This window comes from Cryobacterium sp. TMB3-10, assembly GCF_004402305.1.
Classification (GTDB): Bacteria; Actinomycetota; Actinomycetes; order Actinomycetales; family Microbacteriaceae; genus Cryobacterium; species Cryobacterium zongtaii.
In genome coordinates this window covers 25244-41661 of record NZ_SOGH01000004.1, presented here as the reverse complement: position 1 = coordinate 41661, position 16418 = coordinate 25244, and the positions used below count along the sequence as shown (strand labels likewise).

The window sequence follows — 16418 nt, the reverse complement described above, 5'->3', positions numbered from 1 at the left end:
GGTAACCCATGAAACGCGGTCGATTGCGCGTGCTGCTCGGCGCCGCCCCCGGCGTCGGCAAGACCTACAGCATGCTCGAAGAAGGCCGCCGACTGCAGGGCGAGGGCGGGGACGTGGTCGTGGCGATCGTGGAAACCCACGGCCGCGCGGCCACCGCGCTCCTGGCTGAGGGACTCGAGGTGGTGCCGCGGATGCTCGTGCAGCACCGCGGAATCCAGCTGAGCGAACTCGACCTGGCGGCCGTGCTCGCCCGCCGGCCCGAGATCGCCCTGGTCGACGAGCTCGCGCACACCAACGCGCCCGGCTCGGTCAACCCCAAACGTTACCTGGACGTGGAGGCGATGCTGGCGGCGGGCATCGACGTGATCTCGACCGTCAACATCCAGCACATCGAATCGCTCAACGACGTGGTGCAGCAGATCACCGGGGTGCCGCAGCGCGAAACCCTGCCGGATGCGGTGCTGCGCGCCGCCGACCAGGTGGAGGTCGTCGACCTGGCCCCGCAGGCGCTGCGCGACAGGCTCGCCGAGGGCAATGTGTACCCGGCGGCCCGCATCGACGCGGCCCTGTCGAACTATTTCCGGCTCGGCAACCTCACCGCCCTGCGTGAGCTGGCGCTGCTCTGGCTGGCCGACGAGGTCGACACCGCCCTGCAGAGCTACCGGGCAGAGCACGGTATCTCGACCAAGTGGGAGGCCCGCGAACGCGTGGTCGTTGCGCTCACCGGGGGGCCGGAGGGCGACACCCTCATCCGCCGGGGCGCCCGCATCGCGGCCCGCTCGGCCGGCGGTGAGCTCGTCGCCGCGCACGTGATCAGCCAGGACGGCCTGGCCGCGGCGCATCCGGGCGCGCTCGCGACACAGCGGGCGCTGGTGGAGGAGCTCGGCGGCAGTTACCACCAGGTCGTCGGCGACGACATCCCCCGGGCGCTGGTGGAGTTCGCCCGCGCCGCCAATGCCACCCAGCTCGTGATCGGCGTGAGCCGGCGCAACCGGCTCACCGCGGCGCTGTCCGGGCCGGGCATCGGCAGCACCATCACCCGCGAATCGGGCGATATCGACGTGCACATCGTCACCCACTCCGCGGCCGGCGGGAAGTTCGTGCTGCCCAGGCTCGGCGGGTCGCTCACCGTGCGGCGGCGCCTGGCCGGCTTCGCCCTGGCCCTGATCGGCGGGCCGCTGCTGACCTGGCTGCTGGTCAGTTTCCGCAGCGAGGAGTCGATCACCAGCGACGTGCTCAGCTACCAGCTGCTCGTGGTGGTCGTCGCGCTTGTCGGCGGGCTCTGGCCGGCCCTGTTCGCGGCCCTGCTGTCCGGCCTCACCCTGGACTACTTCCTGGTGCAACCGCTGTACACGGTCACCGTGGCCGAACCGCTGCACCTCTTCGCCCTCTCGCTGTACCTCGTCAACGCCCTGCTGGTGAGTTGCGTCGTCGACCAGGCGGCCCGGCGCACCCGTACGGCCCGACGGGCGGCGGCCGAATCCGAGCTGCTGGCCACCGTGGCCGGCAGTGTGCTGCGCGGGGAGGACGCCCTGCAGGCGTTGGTCACCCGCACCCGGGAGGCGTTCGGCCTCGACAGAGTGCGGCTGCTCGCCGGCGGCGCGGTGCTGGTCGAGGCGAGCGCGGCGGATGCGGCGGCGCCGGGCGCTTCGGACGTTCCGGCACCCCCGGCCACGATGGTGCCCATCGGCAGCCGGGCCACCCTGGAGCTCTCCGGACCCGACCTCGCCGCATCCGAACGCCGGCTGCTCAGCGTGATCGCGAGCCAGATCGATGCAGCCCTCGAGCACCGCGATCTCGCCCAGACGGCCAGCGAACTCGGCCCGCTCGAAGAGGCCGACCGGATGCGCAGCGCCCTGCTCGCCGCCGTCGGTCACGACTTGCGCCGGCCCCTCGCCGCCGCGACCACGGCCATCAGCGGGCTCAGGGCCACCGACATCACCCTCACCGACAGCGACCGCACCGAGCTTCTCGCCACGGCCGGCGAAAGCCTGGACACCCTCGCCTCGCTGGTGACCAACCTGCTCGACGTGAGCCGGTTGCAGGCCGGGGCGCTGGCCGTGTCGCTGGGGCCCGTCGACCTCGCCGACGTGGTGCTGCCGGCCCTCGACGAGCTCGGCCTCGGGCCGGACACCGTGCAGCTGGACCTGCCGGTCGAGACCGCTCCGGTGCTCGCAGACCCCGGCCTGCTGCAACGCGCGGTGGTGAACCTGCTCACCAATGCCATCCGCTTCTCGCCGGCCGGCACACCCGCCAGGGTGTCGGCCAGCCGGTTCGCCGACACCGTGCAGTTGCGCATCATGGACCAGGGACCCGGCATCCCGGCCGACCGGCGGGGCGACGTGTTCGTGCCGTTCCAGCGGCTCGGTGACACCGACAACGCCACCGGCCTGGGTCTCGGCCTGGCCCTGTCTAAGGGATTCGTCGAGGGCATGGGCGGCACCCTCGAAGCCGATGACACCCCCGGCGGCGGGCTCACCATGGTGATCACCCTGCCGGCCGTCACGTCCACCGCAGTCCCGGCCAGCAACGAGGTCAGCCCATGAAGATCCTGATCGCCGACGATGACCCGCAGATCCTGCGGGCCCTGCGCATCACTCTCGGCGCCCGCGGTTACGAGATCGTCACCGCACACGACGGTCGTACCGCGCTGGCCGCGATCGTGGAGCAGCACCCCGATCTGGTGATGCTCGACCTCGGCATGCCCAACCTCGACGGGCTCGCTGTGATCGACTCTGTCCGCGCCTGGAACAGCGTGCCGATCCTGGTGGTGAGCGGCCGCAGCGGTGCCTCCGACAAAGTGGAGGCCCTGGACCGGGGCGCCGACGACTACGTCACCAAGCCGTTCTCGATCGACGAGCTGCTGGCGCGCATCCGGGCCCTCACCCGCCGGATGCCCACCAGCGGCGACGAACCGGTGGTCACCTTCGGTGACATCACGGTGGACCTGCCGGCCAAGACCATCACGAGAGCCACGGCCGCCGGGCCGGAACACGTGCGGCTGACCCCCACCGAGTGGCAGATCCTCGAACTGTTGCTGCGCACACCGGGCAAACTGGTGAGCCGGCAGGCGCTCTACGCCGAGGTCTGGGGCCAGCACAAGATGACCGACACCGGCTACCTGCGGCTCTACCTCGCCCAGCTGCGGAAGAAGCTCGAGCCCGACCCATCCCGGCCCCGCTACCTGCTCACCGAGGCCGGTATGGGCTACCGTTTCGCGCCCGACGCGCCGCCACCCGCCTGAGCCGAGCGGATGCCGGCGGCGGCGATCTGCGGGTCAGGGCGCCTGGGGCTCAGCGCGTCGGTAGACTGCCAGAACGATGCGCCCCGGCGCTGATGGGGGGCGCTGTGGGCACGACGACGAGCGAGCGCGAGTCCGACGCCCTGTTTAGCGAGATTCTCGCCGACAGGCTGATCAGCAGCAGGTTCCAACCCATTGTCGAGCTCGACTCCGGCACCGTCGTCGCCTATGAGGCCCTCAGCCGGGGTCCTGTCGACACCGTGTTCCACAATCCGGCCGCGCTCTTCGACCGCGCCCACGAGCTGGGCCGGGTCGGCGATCTCGACCTGGCCTGCTGGCTGTCGAGCGTGCACACCGCCACCGAACAGGGCTTCACCACTCCGCACACGCTCTTCGTCAATGTGGAGCCGGGATCGCTGCGCCGTGCCGACCTCACCACTGCACCGCATCCGCCGGCGCCCGCTGTGCTCGAGGTCACCGAACGCGCACTGATGAACGACCCGGCCGGACTGTTCTACGCCATCGACCGGGCCCGGGCGATGGGTTACCGCATCGCCGTGGACGACCTCGGCGCCGATCCGGCCTCGCTCGCCCTGCTGCCGCTGCTGGCGCCCGACCTGATCAAGCTCGACATGGCGCTCATCCGTGAGCGCCCCGACCAGGACGCCGCCCGGGTGATGAGCGCCGTCGCCGCGCACGCCGAACGCACCGGGGCCGTGGTGCTTGCCGAGGGCATCGAGACCGAGGAACACCGGGTGACCGCTCGCGCGCTCGGAGCCACCTACGGGCAGGGCTGGCTCTTCGGCCGCCCGGTGGCCGAGGTCCCGAACGCCGCCGCACTCGCCGGGATCAGCTTCCCCGGTGACCCCTCGGCGTCGCTGCCGACCAGCGGCACCCCGTACAGTGTGGTGGCTCCGCTGCGCACCTCCCGGTCGTCCAACCGGGCGTTGCTGGTGCAGATGAGTATCTTCCTGGAATCGCGGGCACTGGCCAGCGGCGACTCGGCCGTGGTGCTCTCGACGTTCCAGCACCACCCCAACCTCACCCCCGCCACCCGGCGACGCTACGAGACACTCGCCGGGACGGCCGGCTTGGTGGCGGTCTACGTCGCCGGGGATGCCGGCCTCGACGGGACCAACGGCATCCGCGTGGCCCAGATCGACCCGACCGACCCGTTGCTCGACGAGTGGGACATCGTGGTGCTCACCGCGGATTTCGCCGCCGTCCTGGCCGCCCGCGAGGTCGATCCCGACAACCACGGCGAGGGCGCGTACGAGTTCGTGCTGACCCACGACCGTGACCTCGCCACCGCCGCCGCCCTCACCCTGATCAGCCGGCTCAGCTCACCGCCGTCGCCAGCGGGCGGTCGTACCGGGGGCGCCGCACCAACAGCGGGCTGACGTCGCCGGCGACGTTGTGCGGCGCGCGTCCTCGTTCGAACACGATGCCCGGCTCGGTGGAGAGCAGGCCGGCCGGGCCGCCGCCGACCACGGCGAGGGCGCAGGCGAGGGTCGACGTCACACTGAGGTGGGTGCCCTCGCGCAGGCCCAGCACCGGCACGTCGTTCTCGTCGAGGAACTCGGTCAGGCGGGTTTCCCGGGAGTCTCCGGCGTGGGCCCCGACCAGGTCGGCGTCCACGTAGTGCGGGTTGATCTGGAACGGCACCAGGCCGAGCGCCTCGAACGACTCCGGCTGCACGATGGGCATGTCGTTGGTGGTGCGGATGCTGGGCGCGGTGATGGTGGCGCCGGCGCTGGATCCCAGGTAGGGCAGACCGTTCTGCACCCGCGCGCGGATGACCGGTATCAGTCCGAGTCGCTGCAGGGCGGCGAGCAGGCGGAAGGTGTTGCCGCCGCCGACGAAGAGCGCCTGCGCTGACGCGACAGCGGCGACAGGGTCGGCGGCCTCGTGCAGGCTGCGCACCCCGATGCCGTGCGGCTCGAATGCGGCCCGCACGGTCGCCGTGTACGCTTCGTGGTCACCGCCGGCGAAGGGCACGAAGGTGATCTCGGTCACCCCGTTCAGGAAGGCGAGGATCTCGGGCAGCGCGTGCTCGAGGTAACCGTGGCCGGGGCTGGTGCAGTTGGCGAGGAGGAGCAGTTGCATGGGATCCTTCCGATCGGGATGATTCTCCGGCGCGCCCGTCGTGAGACCCGATACGGCCCATTCCGTCGCTCGAAAGGTGATCCTACCTTCCTCCGCAAGGGGCCCAAAGAGGTCCAGGTTCCTAGGATGGGATCACGCCCATCGACCACGGAGGTCATCATGTCTGCCATCGACTCGCAACTGCCCGAACTGCCGTCATCCGTCGAACTGGGGATGGGTCAGGGCGGCCTCGCCGTGGCCCGCGTGTTCGCCCGCGCCGGCACCGCCGAGATCTACCTCCGCGGCGCACATGTGAGCGCCTGGGCGCCCACCGGCGGCAGCCCGGTGATCTGGATGAGCGAGCAGAGCGAATACGCGCCGGGGGTGCCGCTACGCGGCGGGGTACCGATCTGCTTCCCCTGGTTCGGTGCGCACCCCACGGATGCCACTGCCCCGTCGCACGGGTTCGCCCGACTGGCCGACTGGCGGCTCGCCGAGGCGCGCGAAGCCGGCGATGACGTGGTGCTGGTCTTTGTGCTCACCGACACGGAGGCCACCCGGGCGTCGGCCTGGCCACACCGGTTCGAGGCGCGTTACACGGTCACCGTCGGTGCCCAGCTGGCGCTCTCGCTGCAGGTCACCAACCTCGACACGGCGCAGCTGAGCTACGAGGAGGCCCTGCACACCTACCTCGCCGTCGCCGACATCCGCCAGACCGAGGTGTCGGGTCTGGAGGGCGCCCCGTTCACCGACCGCCTCACCGGCCCGCGCCCCGCCGAGAGCGAGCCGGTGCGCTTCGATGCCGAAACCGACCGGATCTACCTGGACAGCACGGCCGCCACGACGGTGACGGATACCGCAACCGGCCGGCAGATCACCATCACGAAGCAGGGCTCGGCGAGCACCGTCGTGTGGAACCCGTGGATCGACAAGGCCGCCGCGATGGCCGACTTCGGCGACAACGAGTACACCGGCATGGTGTGCGTGGAGACCTGCAACATCCGCGACAACGCGATCACCCTGGCGCCGGGTGCCGGCCACGAGATGAGCGTGCGGTACTCGGTGGCCTGAGCCGGGCGGCGGATGCGGCGCGACTCGGCCCGGCTCGGCCCGGCCCGGCCCGGCCCGCCTGCAGTATGCGGGGTAGGCGCCGTTATGCGGGTGGCGCGCCGCCCGCATAACGGCGCGTGGCCCGCACAACGAGGAACATCACGCCGCGGCAGGCGCCGCGTGGCGCCCCGGCCGACGTCGCACACGGTAGGCGCGCTCCCCCTCTCCGGCAAGGTGCCGGCCGGAGCTGACCCGCCCGCCGCACCACACCACACGGCACGGCACCGCACCGCACGGCACGGCACCGCACCGCACGGCACCGCACGGAATTCCCCGACCGGTCGGGACGTTGCCTCCTGTGATGCCTATTTCCAGCGAAGCCCTGCCCGTTCCAGATCCCGACACCGCCGGCCCCACCGGCACCCCGAGCCAGCCCGGTCGCACCGCCCTCGTCGCGGGCGCAAGCGGCATCGCCGGATCGGCGCTGGTGGACCTGCTCACAGCCGAGGGCTGGAGCGTCATCGCCCTCTCCCGCACCCCCGTCGCCGCGCGGCCCGGCGTGATCCCGGTCAGCGCCGACCTCCGCAGTGTCGACTCGCTGCGCACCGCCCTGGCCCCACACTCGCCCACCCACGTGTTCTTCACCGCGTGGCTCCGACAGGACACCGAGGCGGAGAACATCGTCGTCAACTCCGCCATGGTGCGCGACCTGCTCAGCGCCCTGGCTGACGCACCGGTGCAGCACGTGGCCCTGATGACCGGGCTCAAGCAGTACCTCGGCCCGTTCGAGGCCTATGGCCAGGGCGAGGTTCCCGACACCCCGTTCCACGAAGACGAACCGCGCCTGTCGGTGGAGAACTTCTACTACGCGCAGGAGGACGAGCTCTGGGCCGCCGCCCGGGCGCGCGGCTTCACCTGGTCGGTGCACCGCGCCCACACCGTGATCGGCCGCGCCGTCGGCAACGCCATGAACATGGGCTCCACGCTGGCCGTCTACGCCGCCATCTGCAAGGAACTGGATCGCCCGTTCATCTTCCCGGGGTCCGAGACCCAGTGGAACGGCGTCACCGACATGACCGACGCCGGCCTGCTCGCCGACCAGATGGTCTGGGCCGCCACCACCCCGGCCGCCGCGGACACCGCCTTCAACATCGTCAACGGCGACACCTTCCGCTGGCGCTGGCTCTGGCCGCGCCTGGCCGCTCACTTCGGCGTCGTGCCGGAGGGCTTCGCCGGCGCCCCGCGGCCGCTCGAGACGCAGATGACGGATGCCCAGCCGGTCTGGGACCGCATCGTGGCCGGCCACGGCCTCGTCGAGTCCGACCTGACCCGGCTGGCGTCCTGGTGGCACACCGACGCCGACCTCGGTCGCACCATGGAGGTGTTCGCCGACATGGGCCGCAGCCGGGCGGCCGGCTTCACCGGTTACCGCAACACCGAGCAGGCGTTCCTGGACCTGTTCGCCAGGTACCGCGCCGAGCGTCTCATTCCCTAGGCGGAGCCGCCGGAGCGAGCCGGCCGATAGTCTCCAGGCATGATCGTTTCGGGAATCGTCCTCATGCTCGGCGGCATCCTGGTGGCGGCGGTCAGCGAGGCCGCCGCTCGCGGGCGACTCGGGGTCAACTCGGTGGCGGGCATCCGCACGCGCGCCCTGATGATGTCCGAGGCGGCCTGGATCGCCGGCCACCGGGCCGCCCGGATCCCGGTGGGCCTGGCCGGACTGGTCATGTTCCTCACCGGCGCCGCCGTCCTCGCGCTGCGTCCGGACGAGGACACGACCGGACCCCTCGTGCTCGCGGCCGCGGCCGTGGCGGTGGTCCTCGTCCTGATCGGTGCGGCCGTGGCAACCCCGGCCGCGCACCGCGCGTTTGAGCTCGTCGACGAGGACGAGCAGCACTAGCGGCTCAGGACGCCAATCGCTCGGAGGCGCCGGCGCCGACTCTGTCAGCGGCACGTCCGGGCTCGCTGATCTCCGCCCACACCGCATCCAGCGAGAGCCCGAGGACCTCGGCGATCGCCGCGATGGTCGGGAACGCCGGAGTCGCGATTCGGCCGGACTCGATCTTCCGAAGGGTCTCCGGCGAGACGCCGGCAGCCAGCGCGGTGTGCAGCATCGAACTCTCCCCCCTGGCCGAACGCAGGAGGGCGCCGAGGCGCGCTCCACGGTCGAGCTCTGCGGGTGTGAGCGGCAATCTGACCATGACACCGATTCTACCGGGATAATATGGCCGGTATAGTTATTGGTTTCCCGCGAAAGGTGCCACATGATCGAGATCCTGACCCCCACCGAACTGACCCGAGCGCGAGAGTCGGGCGCCCTGGTCGCCGACATCCTGCACACGCTCAAGCGCCGCAGCACGGTGGGGACCAACCTCCTGGACCTCGACAGGTGGGCGCAGGCCATGATCGTCGAGGCCGGCGCATCGTCCTGTTACGTCGACTACGCGCCATCCTTCGGCCGCGGGCCGTTCGGCCACTACATCTGCACGTCAGTCAACGACGCGGTGCTGCACGGGCTGCCCCACGACTACGCCCTGGCCGACGGGGACCTGCTCACTCTCGACCTCGCCGTGTCCACCAACGGGATCGCCGCGGACTCGGCCATCAGCTTTCTCGTGGGCGACTCGAAGCCCACTGAGAGCGTCACGATGATCGACGCGACCGAACGAGCCCTGGCCGCCGGGATCGCCGCCGCCGCGCCAGGAGCGCAGATCGGGGATATCTCCGCCGCCATCGGCTCCGTCCTCAGCGCGGCGGGCTACCCGATCAACCTGGAATTCGGCGGTCACGGCATCGGATCGACCATGCACCAGGACCCGCACGTGTCGAACGATGGGCGACCCGGCCGCGGCTACCGACTGCGCCCCGGCCTGCTGCTGGCCCTGGAACCGTGGGTCATGGTGGACACGGCTGCGCTGATCACCGACGCCGACGGCTGGACCCTGCGCAGCGCGACGGGCTGCCGCACGGCACACAGCGAGCATACGATCGCGATCACCGAGGACGGCGCCGAGATCCTCACCCTGCCGACACGGACGAACTCGAGAGGCCCCGCGTTTACATGAGGTGATCAGGAGACTTCGGTAAACTACCCTGAGGTGAGCTGGGAAGTCTGGTCAGCATTCGCATGACCGACCCCAAACCCTCTGGAGTGCCTTGCCACACGACACCCCCATTCCTTCCGCCCCGCAGACGGTTCCCTCGCGCGGCAGCTACCGCGAGAAGCTCCGCATCGGCGCGATCCTGCGCAAGGAGACCGTCGGCGGTTTCCTGCTGGTCTTCGCGGCCGCCGTCGCGTTGATCTGGGCCAACTCGCCCGCCGCAGACAGCTACTTCGCCCTGCGCGATTTCCGCATCGGCTATGAGCCGTGGCACCTGGAGCTGAGCCTGGGCGCCTGGGCGGCCGACGGGCTGCTGGCGATCTTCTTCTTCCTGGTGGGCCTGGAGCTCAAGAAGGAGTTCGTGGCCGGTGACCTGCGCTCCCCGTCCCGGGCGATCGTGCCCGTCGCCGCCGCGATGGGCGGCGTGGCCGTGCCCGCGCTGTTCTATGCCGGCGTCAACCTGGTCAGCCCGGAGACCCTGCAGGGCTGGGCTATCCCCACGGCCACCGACATCGCCTTCGCGGTGGCGGTCCTGGCCATCGTGGGCTCGCACCTGCCCAGCGCCCTGCGCATCTTCCTGCTCACCCTGGCCGTGGTCGACGACCTGCTGGCCATCTCGATCATCGCCGTGTTCTACTCCGACGACGTGCAGGTCGGCCCGCTGCTGCTCGCCCTGATCCCGCTGGCCCTGTACACCTTCCTGGCACAGAAGTACCGGCGCTTCTTCGCCGATCGGGCCTGGGCGGCCTGGTTGATCCTGCTGCCGTTGGGCTTCGCCACCTGGGCACTCGTCCACGCCGGTGGCATCCACGCCACCGTGGCCGGTGTGCTTCTCGGCTTCGCCGTGCCGGTCATCCACCGCCGCACCCGCCCGGGCGTGGCCGCCGAGGAGGGGCCCGGCCTGTCGGAGACCTTCGAACACCGGTTCCGCCCACTCTCGGCCGGTTTCGCCGTGCCGGTTTTCGCGTTCTTCTCCGCCGGCGTCACCGTGGGCGGCTGGGACGGCCTGGTGGGCGCCCTCACCGACCCCGTCGCGATCGGCATCATCGTGGGCCTCGTGCTCGGCAAGCCCGTGGGCATCGTGGGCACCACCTGGCTGATGACCAGGCTCACCCCGGTGAAACTCGATCCGGCGCTCCGCTGGATCGACCTGATCGGCGTGGCGGTTCTGGCGGGCATCGGCTTCACGGTGTCGCTGCTCATCGCCGACCTGAGCTTCGGTGCCGGCTCTCTCACCAACGACCACGCCAAGGTAGGTATCCTCGTGGCGTCGATCACCGCCGCCCTGCTCGCCTCGGTGATCCTGCGTGCCCGCAATCGCCTCTACCGCCGCATCGAACAGGCCGACGCGGTGGATGCCGACGGTGACGGCATCCCGGATGCCTACCAGCAGGGCGAACCCGACCGCACCCCGGCCGACTGACGCCGACGGGCCGGCGCCAACGGGCCGGCGCCGGCCGGGTCAGGCGTTCAGGGAGTACATGCTGAGCGCGTTGCCGTCCGGATCGGTGAAGTCGAAGTAGTCCACGGCCCCCGGCACGTGCTCGAGAGTGCCGAGAATCACGCCCAGCCCGGTGAGGCGTTCGTACTCGGCGGAGGCGTCCGGCACGCCCAGCCGCAGGGTGACCTGGGCGCCCGAGCGCTTCGGCGGCTCCTCGCTGAGTTGCAGGTCGATGGGACCGACCACAAATTCGATCACCCCTGGGGCCGGTTCCACCGACGGAGTGGACACCTCGAACACCCGCCGGTACCAACGCTCGGCGGCCGGCAGATCGCGAACGGGCAGGCCTACGGTTACGCTCGTCACCTTCATACCGGCCATCTCAGCGCGTGGCCGGCGCGCGCGCAAGGGCCCGCACCCGCGTGAGCGGATGCGGGCCCCGAGCGCTGCCGACTCCGCGGCTACTCGTAGCGGAGCGACTCGATGGGGTCCTGACGAGCGGCACGGAGCGCCGGGATGGTGCCGGCCAGGAACGCCAGGCCCATGACCACCAGGACGATCGTGGCGAGCGCCGCCGGGTCGAACGCCACCAGAGTGAGCCCGGGCAGGTCGGCCAGCAGGGTGTCGGCCAGCAGCGCGTTGGCGCCGGTGCCGGCCAGCATGCCCACGGCGACGCCGAGCGCGCTGCCCATCAGGCCGATGAACACGGCCTCCAGGCTGAACAGGCCGAAGATCTTGCCGCCGCCCAGGCCCATGGCCTTCATCAGGCCGATCTCCCGGGTGCGCTCCTGCACGCTCATCAGCAGCGTGTTGACGATGCCGAAGCCGGCGGCCAGCAGGGCGATCACGGCGAAGGCGTTGAGCACCAGCACGATGCCGTCGATGACGGCCTTGAAGGAGCCGATCTGGTCTTCCACCGTGGTGCCGGTGTAGCCCAGGTCGGTCAGGTCGGCCTTGAGCGCGGCCAGGTCGGCCTCGCTACCGGTCGGATCGAACCGGACGACGGCCTGCGCGTAGCTGTCCTTACTGGTCTCGGACAGGCCAACACTCTGGGCGTCGTAGAGCGCCTCGGTGAGCACCTCGTTGGCCGTGAACGCCGTCGAGCCCGTCAGGCCTTCCTCTGAGACGCCGACGATGGTGGCGGTCAGCTCGGACTGGGTTCCCGTGACATCGGTGATGGCCAGGGTGAGCGTGGCGCCCAGGGCGTCGGCGTCATCCGCGAAGCCCAGGGGCGCGACGAACGAGACCGGGATGGCGACCTGGTAGTCGCTGCTTTCCGCGTCGGGTTCTGCGCCCACGGCGAGGTCCAGCGCCATGCCGGGGATGAAGCTCCCCACGTTGGCCTCGTAGGCGGTGCCGTCGGCCACCTGGACGAAGTCGGGCCTCACGCTGAGCTGCGGCTGGACGGAGAGGACGCCGTCAACGGCGCCGATCGTGTCGAGGTCGTCGGAGGTGAGTGCGATCAGGCTGGATCCCGGAGCGCCGGGTGGCGAGTTCGGGGAATCGATGGCGACCGCGGAGGGATCGTACTCGACCGGACCATCCGTGCTGTCTTCGGCCGCCTTGGTGACCGTGATGACGTCGTCGGCGCCGATCGAGGCGACAGTCGTGTCGATGTACTGGTTGATTCCCGTGCCGACCCCGCTGGTGAGGGTGAGGGTGAACGCGCCGATGAAGATCGAGAGCACCGTGAGGGTGGTGCGGGTCTTGCTGCGCAGGCTGTTCCTGACGGCCGAGCGGATCAGGTCGAAGGCGTTCATGCGCACACCTCCCCGGTGCTCGTGGCCGAGGCCGGGGTGGCGGGCACCGCGTGCAGGCTATCGACGATGAGGCCGTCGCGGATGTACACCCGACGGTCGCAACGCGCCGCGAGGTCTTCGTCGTGGGTCACGATGATCAGGGTGATGCCGTTGTCCTTCTGCAGCGAGAACAGGATGTCCTCCACGACCTTGCCGGTGGCGGAGTCGAGGTTGCCGGTGGGTTCGTCGGCGAAGATCACGCTGGGATTGTTCACCAGCGCCCGGGCGATCACCACCCGCTGCTTCTGGCCGCCGGAGAGGTCGGTGGCCTTGTTCTTGGCCTTGTCGGCCAGTTCCAGCTGCTCCAGGGCCGCCATCCCGCGGCGTTTGCGTTCGGCGCCGCCGATGCCGGCGATCTGCAGCGGCAGTGTCACGTTGTCGAGCACGCTGGTGCTGGGGGTGAGGAAGAACTGCTGGAACACAAAACCGAAGGTCTCGTTGCGGGTCTGGTTGACGACCTTGCCGCTCAGCGCGCTGGCATCGCGGCCGCTGAGCTCGACAGCACCGGAGCTGGGGTTGTCGAGCAGCGCCAGCAGGTGCATCAGGGTGGACTTGCCCGACCCGCTCTTACCGACGATGGCGATGGACTCGCCCTGGTGGATGTCGAGCGAGACCCCCTTGAGGGCGTCGAACCGGGTGGCGCCGCGGCCATACGACTTGTGTATGTCGCGGGCGGCGAGAATGGGCACGGTCATGGCTGGGCTCTCCTGTGGATGCGGCGGGTGCCGCTGTGTTGTGCGGGCTGCGCGTCGGCGGGCAGCGGGGGTTGGCGTGCCGTTCAACCGGCCACTTCGCGACCGGCCCAACGACACGACTCCAGTCTTCCGAACGTGTCCAGGCCCCGGCGTCCTCCGGCCGTAGGAACCTGCCGGTACCGCCGCTGACACGGTTTCTGCCGGTGCCGGCCCCGGCGTACCACCAACGCAGTACGCCGGGCACCCGCGCCAGCGGGCTGCCTCCGCCCGGATCGATTGACAGAATGGGTCTGACCCGATCCGCGGGCGGGAGGAACAGTATGCCGAGCCAGCGCACGCGTGCATCCGAGACCGGCCCCGGCCTGCCGCTCCCCCGCCGCGGCAGTGCCGATCCGGCCCCTGGCACCTTTTCGCCGTTGTCGCGGCTGCCGTTCTGGCTGCGCGACCTGCTCGCGGTTCTGCTCGTACTCGGCCCCGGTTTCGCGGGCACCGACTTCAGCGGCACCGTGTTCTCGAGCCCCGCCGCCGCTGTGCTGGTGGCTGCCTCGGCCGGGTCGATGTTGTTGCGCCGGCGAGCACCGCTGGTCGGCGCATCCGTGGCCGTGGTGGCCTGCGTGCTCGGCCTGGCGGTGGATGGGCCGATCGTGTCGTATCTGCTGGCCGTTCTGGTCGGGGTGTTCTCCGTGGCCGCGCGGATGCCCCGGCGCACCTCGCTGCTCTTCTCCGGCTGCACCGTGGTGCTCCTGGCCGCCGCCACCCTCGCCTTCCTCGACTCGTCCTGGCACGACGCCCGCGCGATGCTGCAGCTGGCGGCGTTCGTGGGGTTCGCCACCGCCGCCGGCGATGCAAACCGGTCGCACGCCGCCTATATCCGGGGCATCACCGAGCGGGCCCGCCGTGCCGAGGAGACCAAGGAGTCCGAGGCCCTGCGCCGGGTGGCGGAGGAGCGCCTGCGCATCGCCCGCGACCTGCACGACCTGCTCGCGCACCAGATCGCGGTGATCAACCTGCACTCCAGCGTCGCCTCCCAGGCGCTGCCCGACCGGCCGGACGACGCCGAGACGTCGCTGGCCACCATCCGTGCGGCCGCCCGCACCGTACTCGGCGAGATCGGCAGCCTGCTCAACGTGCTGCGCGCCACGGATGCTGGCGGCACCGGCCTGGCGTCGGCTCCCGTCGCCGGGCTCGCCGACCTGGAACCGCTGTTGATCGACTTCGAACGCAGCGGGCTGCGCGTGGAGCACCGGCTGGCCGGCACCCCGAGACCGCTCCCCGGCGCCGTCGACATGGTGGCGTTCCGGGTGGTGCAGGAGGCGCTGACGAATGCGCACAAACACGGCGCCGACCACACCGCGTTGCTGCACCTGGACTACCGGCCGGCGGGCCTGGAGATCACGGTGACCAATACCGTGGCCGCGCAACCCCGCGTCGGATCGGCGGCGGCGGACACCGCGGCCGGCGCCGGGCACGGTCTGCTCGGCGCCAGGGAACGAGTGGGGTCGGTGGCCGGCCGGCTCACCGCCACCAGGGGCCCCGGCCCGGTCTTCAGGTTCACCGCCTGGCTGCCCACCGATCCCGCCGACATCATGACACCGGCCGGTGCCGACGCACCTGTTCCGAGAGAACCCGCAGACCCCCGACCGAATGGTGCCTCATGATCTCCGTGGTTCTCGCCGACGACCAGTCCCTGATCCGCACAGCCGTGGCCGAGCTCGTGTCGCACGAGCCCGGCTTCAGCGTGGCCGGGCAGGCCGGCAACGGGCGCGAAGCCGTGGATCTGGTGCGGGCGCTGCGCCCGGACATCGTGCTGATGGACATCCGGATGCCCGTGATGGACGGCATCCAGGCGACCGCGGCGATCTGCGCCGACCCGGAGCTGGCCGGCACCCGCATCATCGTGCTCACCACCTTCGAGGAAGACGAGTACGTGCTGCAGGCCCTGCGCGCGGGCGCCAGCGGATTCGTCGGCAAGGGAACCGAGGCGCCCGACCTGATGAACGCCATCCGCACGGTGCACGGCGGCGACGCCCTGCTCTCGCCGCGCGCCACGAAGGCCCTGATCGACAGGTACACGGCGCCCGTCGAGCCGGCCGCGCTCTCGGTTCCGCCGGCACTGGCACTGCTCACCGAGCGGGAGCGGGAGATCCTGCTGCTCGTGGGCCGCGGCCACGCCAACAGCGCGATCGCCGAGGAGCTGGTGATCTCCCCGCACACCGCCAAGACCCACGTGAACCGCATGATGACCAAGCTCGGCGCGCACGACCGTGCCCAGCTGGTGATCGTCGCCTACGAGTCGGGCCTGCTCGTGCCCGGCGGGACGGCGTAGCCACCCGCGGGCAACTCGCCGTCAGCGGTAGTGCTGTTCGCCGCGGGCGGCCTTCTCGACCACGTCCCGGATACGTGCGGCCCGCACCGCGGGGGTTTTGATGTTGGCCAGCCGGAAGTAGATCCGGAACCGGTCCACCTTCGTCAGCGAGGCCAGGTACGCGGCCGCCGCCGGGTCGGCGTCCAGGGCCGCCTGCAGGTCCGGCGGGGCGACGGCATCCCGTTGCCGGTAGGCGGCGTCCCACCGGCCATCCGCCTGGGCCCGCTCGATCTCCGCGATCCCGGCCGGCCGCATCCGCCCCTCGTCGATGAGCCGCGCCACGTGCTCCCGGTTGATCTGCGACCACGGGCTGTTCTTGCGTCGCGGTGAGAAGCCGGTGAGAGTGTAGTCGTCATCGAGCCGGTTGGTCTGACCGTCGATCCAGCCGTAGCAGAGCGCCACGTCCAGGGCCTCCGACCAGGTCATTCCCGAAGCTTTCGAGTTCTTCTTACGCAGCTTCAGGCGCACGCCGCCGTCATCGGGCTCGCCGGCCAGGTAGGCCTCCCATTCCTGAACGGTGACGTCGAGGATGACTCGGTCCTGCATTCCCACCATGCGCTTATTTTACGGATGCTCGCGCAGTGCATTTCTCCTGACTTCGCGGCGCCCGCGGCGTAGCATCGGCCGTGGCGGGCACCGCT

Annotated in this window: 16 protein-coding genes; 10 read left to right on the top strand and 6 right to left on the bottom strand. The window is 70.7% G+C overall.

What is annotated here, in order from left to right; translation table 11 throughout:
- The first annotated feature begins 8 nt into the window (after positions 1 to 8).
- From E3T22_RS01840 to E3T22_RS01830, 3 genes are all read left to right on the top strand, one after another.
- The gene (locus E3T22_RS01840) at positions 9 to 2546 is read left to right on the top strand and encodes an ATP-binding protein (protein WP_134480969.1); all 2538 of its coding nucleotides are present in this window, start codon (positions 9 to 11) and stop codon (positions 2544 to 2546) included.
- Positions 2543 to 3244 (top strand): response regulator, encoded by a 702-nt coding sequence (locus E3T22_RS01835; protein ID WP_103460188.1) that lies wholly within the window; start codon positions 2543 to 2545, stop codon positions 3242 to 3244. Before E3T22_RS01840 ends, E3T22_RS01835 begins: the two co-directional genes overlap by 4 nt.
- Before the next feature lie 104 nt (positions 3245 to 3348).
- Positions 3349 to 4641, top strand: coding sequence for an EAL domain-containing protein (locus E3T22_RS01830; protein WP_166789249.1), 1293 nt, complete (start codon positions 3349 to 3351; stop codon positions 4639 to 4641).
- Here E3T22_RS01830 and pepE read toward each other — a convergent pair.
- On the bottom strand, positions 4580 to 5347 hold the full coding sequence (gene pepE / locus E3T22_RS01825; protein ID WP_134480971.1) for a dipeptidase PepE: 768 nt from the start codon (positions 5345 to 5347) through the stop codon (positions 4580 to 4582). The genes E3T22_RS01830 and pepE overlap by 62 nt on opposite strands.
- 159 nt (positions 5348 to 5506) lie before the next feature.
- Here pepE and E3T22_RS01820 point away from each other — a divergent pair, with 159 nt between their 5' ends.
- The 3 genes from E3T22_RS01820 to E3T22_RS01810 all read left to right on the top strand — a co-directional run bounded on the left by E3T22_RS01820 (position 5507) and on the right by E3T22_RS01810 (position 8276).
- Positions 5507 to 6397 (top strand): D-hexose-6-phosphate mutarotase, encoded by an 891-nt coding sequence (locus E3T22_RS01820; RefSeq protein WP_166788990.1) that lies wholly within the window; start codon positions 5507 to 5509, stop codon positions 6395 to 6397.
- Between the two features lie 340 nt (positions 6398 to 6737).
- On the top strand, positions 6738 to 7871 hold the full coding sequence (locus E3T22_RS01815; RefSeq protein WP_134480973.1) for an SDR family oxidoreductase: 1134 nt from the start codon (positions 6738 to 6740) through the stop codon (positions 7869 to 7871).
- A gap of 39 nt (positions 7872 to 7910) precedes the next feature.
- Positions 7911 to 8276 (top strand): SdpI family protein, encoded by a 366-nt coding sequence (locus E3T22_RS01810; RefSeq protein ID WP_134408615.1) that lies wholly within the window; start codon positions 7911 to 7913, stop codon positions 8274 to 8276.
- A 4-nt stretch (positions 8277 to 8280) separates the two neighbouring features.
- On the opposite strand, the gene E3T22_RS01805 is transcribed toward E3T22_RS01810, so the two are convergent.
- Positions 8281 to 8577 (bottom strand): helix-turn-helix transcriptional regulator, encoded by a 297-nt coding sequence (locus tag E3T22_RS01805; protein WP_134480974.1) that lies wholly within the window; start codon positions 8575 to 8577, stop codon positions 8281 to 8283.
- Between the two features lie 63 nt (positions 8578 to 8640).
- Between E3T22_RS01805 and map the strand changes: the two genes are divergently transcribed.
- Entirely contained in the window at positions 8641 to 9441 is an 801-nt protein-coding gene (gene map / locus E3T22_RS01800) for a type I methionyl aminopeptidase (RefSeq protein ID WP_088457718.1), read from the top strand.
- A gap of 91 nt (positions 9442 to 9532) precedes the next feature.
- A complete protein-coding gene (gene nhaA, locus E3T22_RS01795) occupies positions 9533 to 10900 on the top strand; it encodes a Na+/H+ antiporter NhaA (RefSeq protein WP_103460181.1) in 1368 nt (455 codons plus the stop codon).
- A 39-nt stretch (positions 10901 to 10939) separates the two neighbouring features.
- Here the strand turns inward: nhaA and E3T22_RS01790 are convergent, their stop codons facing one another.
- From E3T22_RS01790 to E3T22_RS01780, 3 genes are all read right to left on the bottom strand, one after another.
- The gene (locus E3T22_RS01790; RefSeq protein ID WP_088457720.1) at positions 10940 to 11290 is read right to left on the bottom strand and encodes a VOC family protein; all 351 of its coding nucleotides are present in this window, start codon (positions 11288 to 11290) and stop codon (positions 10940 to 10942) included.
- Between the two features lie 89 nt (positions 11291 to 11379).
- Positions 11380 to 12678, bottom strand: coding sequence for an ABC transporter permease (locus tag E3T22_RS01785; RefSeq protein ID WP_134480975.1), 1299 nt, complete (start codon positions 12676 to 12678; stop codon positions 11380 to 11382).
- Positions 12675 to 13412: an ABC transporter ATP-binding protein gene (locus tag E3T22_RS01780; protein WP_134480976.1), complete on the bottom strand. Its 738-nt coding sequence runs from the start codon at positions 13410 to 13412 to the stop codon at positions 12675 to 12677. The genes E3T22_RS01785 and E3T22_RS01780 overlap by 4 nt, the downstream gene beginning before the upstream one ends.
- 320 nt (positions 13413 to 13732) lie before the next feature.
- On the opposite strand from E3T22_RS01780, the gene E3T22_RS01775 reads away from it, so the two are divergent.
- Both E3T22_RS01775 and E3T22_RS01770 read left to right on the top strand, forming a co-directional pair.
- Positions 13733 to 15070, top strand: coding sequence for a sensor histidine kinase (locus E3T22_RS01775; protein ID WP_134480977.1), 1338 nt, complete (start codon positions 13733 to 13735; stop codon positions 15068 to 15070).
- Positions 15067 to 15738, top strand: coding sequence for a response regulator transcription factor (locus E3T22_RS01770; RefSeq protein WP_088457724.1), 672 nt, complete (start codon positions 15067 to 15069; stop codon positions 15736 to 15738). Before E3T22_RS01775 ends, E3T22_RS01770 begins: the two co-directional genes overlap by 4 nt.
- 21 nt (positions 15739 to 15759) lie before the next feature.
- Here E3T22_RS01770 and E3T22_RS01765 read toward each other — a convergent pair whose 3' ends face one another.
- Positions 15760 to 16332, bottom strand: a complete 573-nt coding sequence (locus E3T22_RS01765) for a YdeI family protein (protein ID WP_103460177.1) — start codon at positions 16330 to 16332, stop codon at positions 15760 to 15762.
- Between the last annotated feature and the right edge of the window lie 86 nt (positions 16333 to 16418).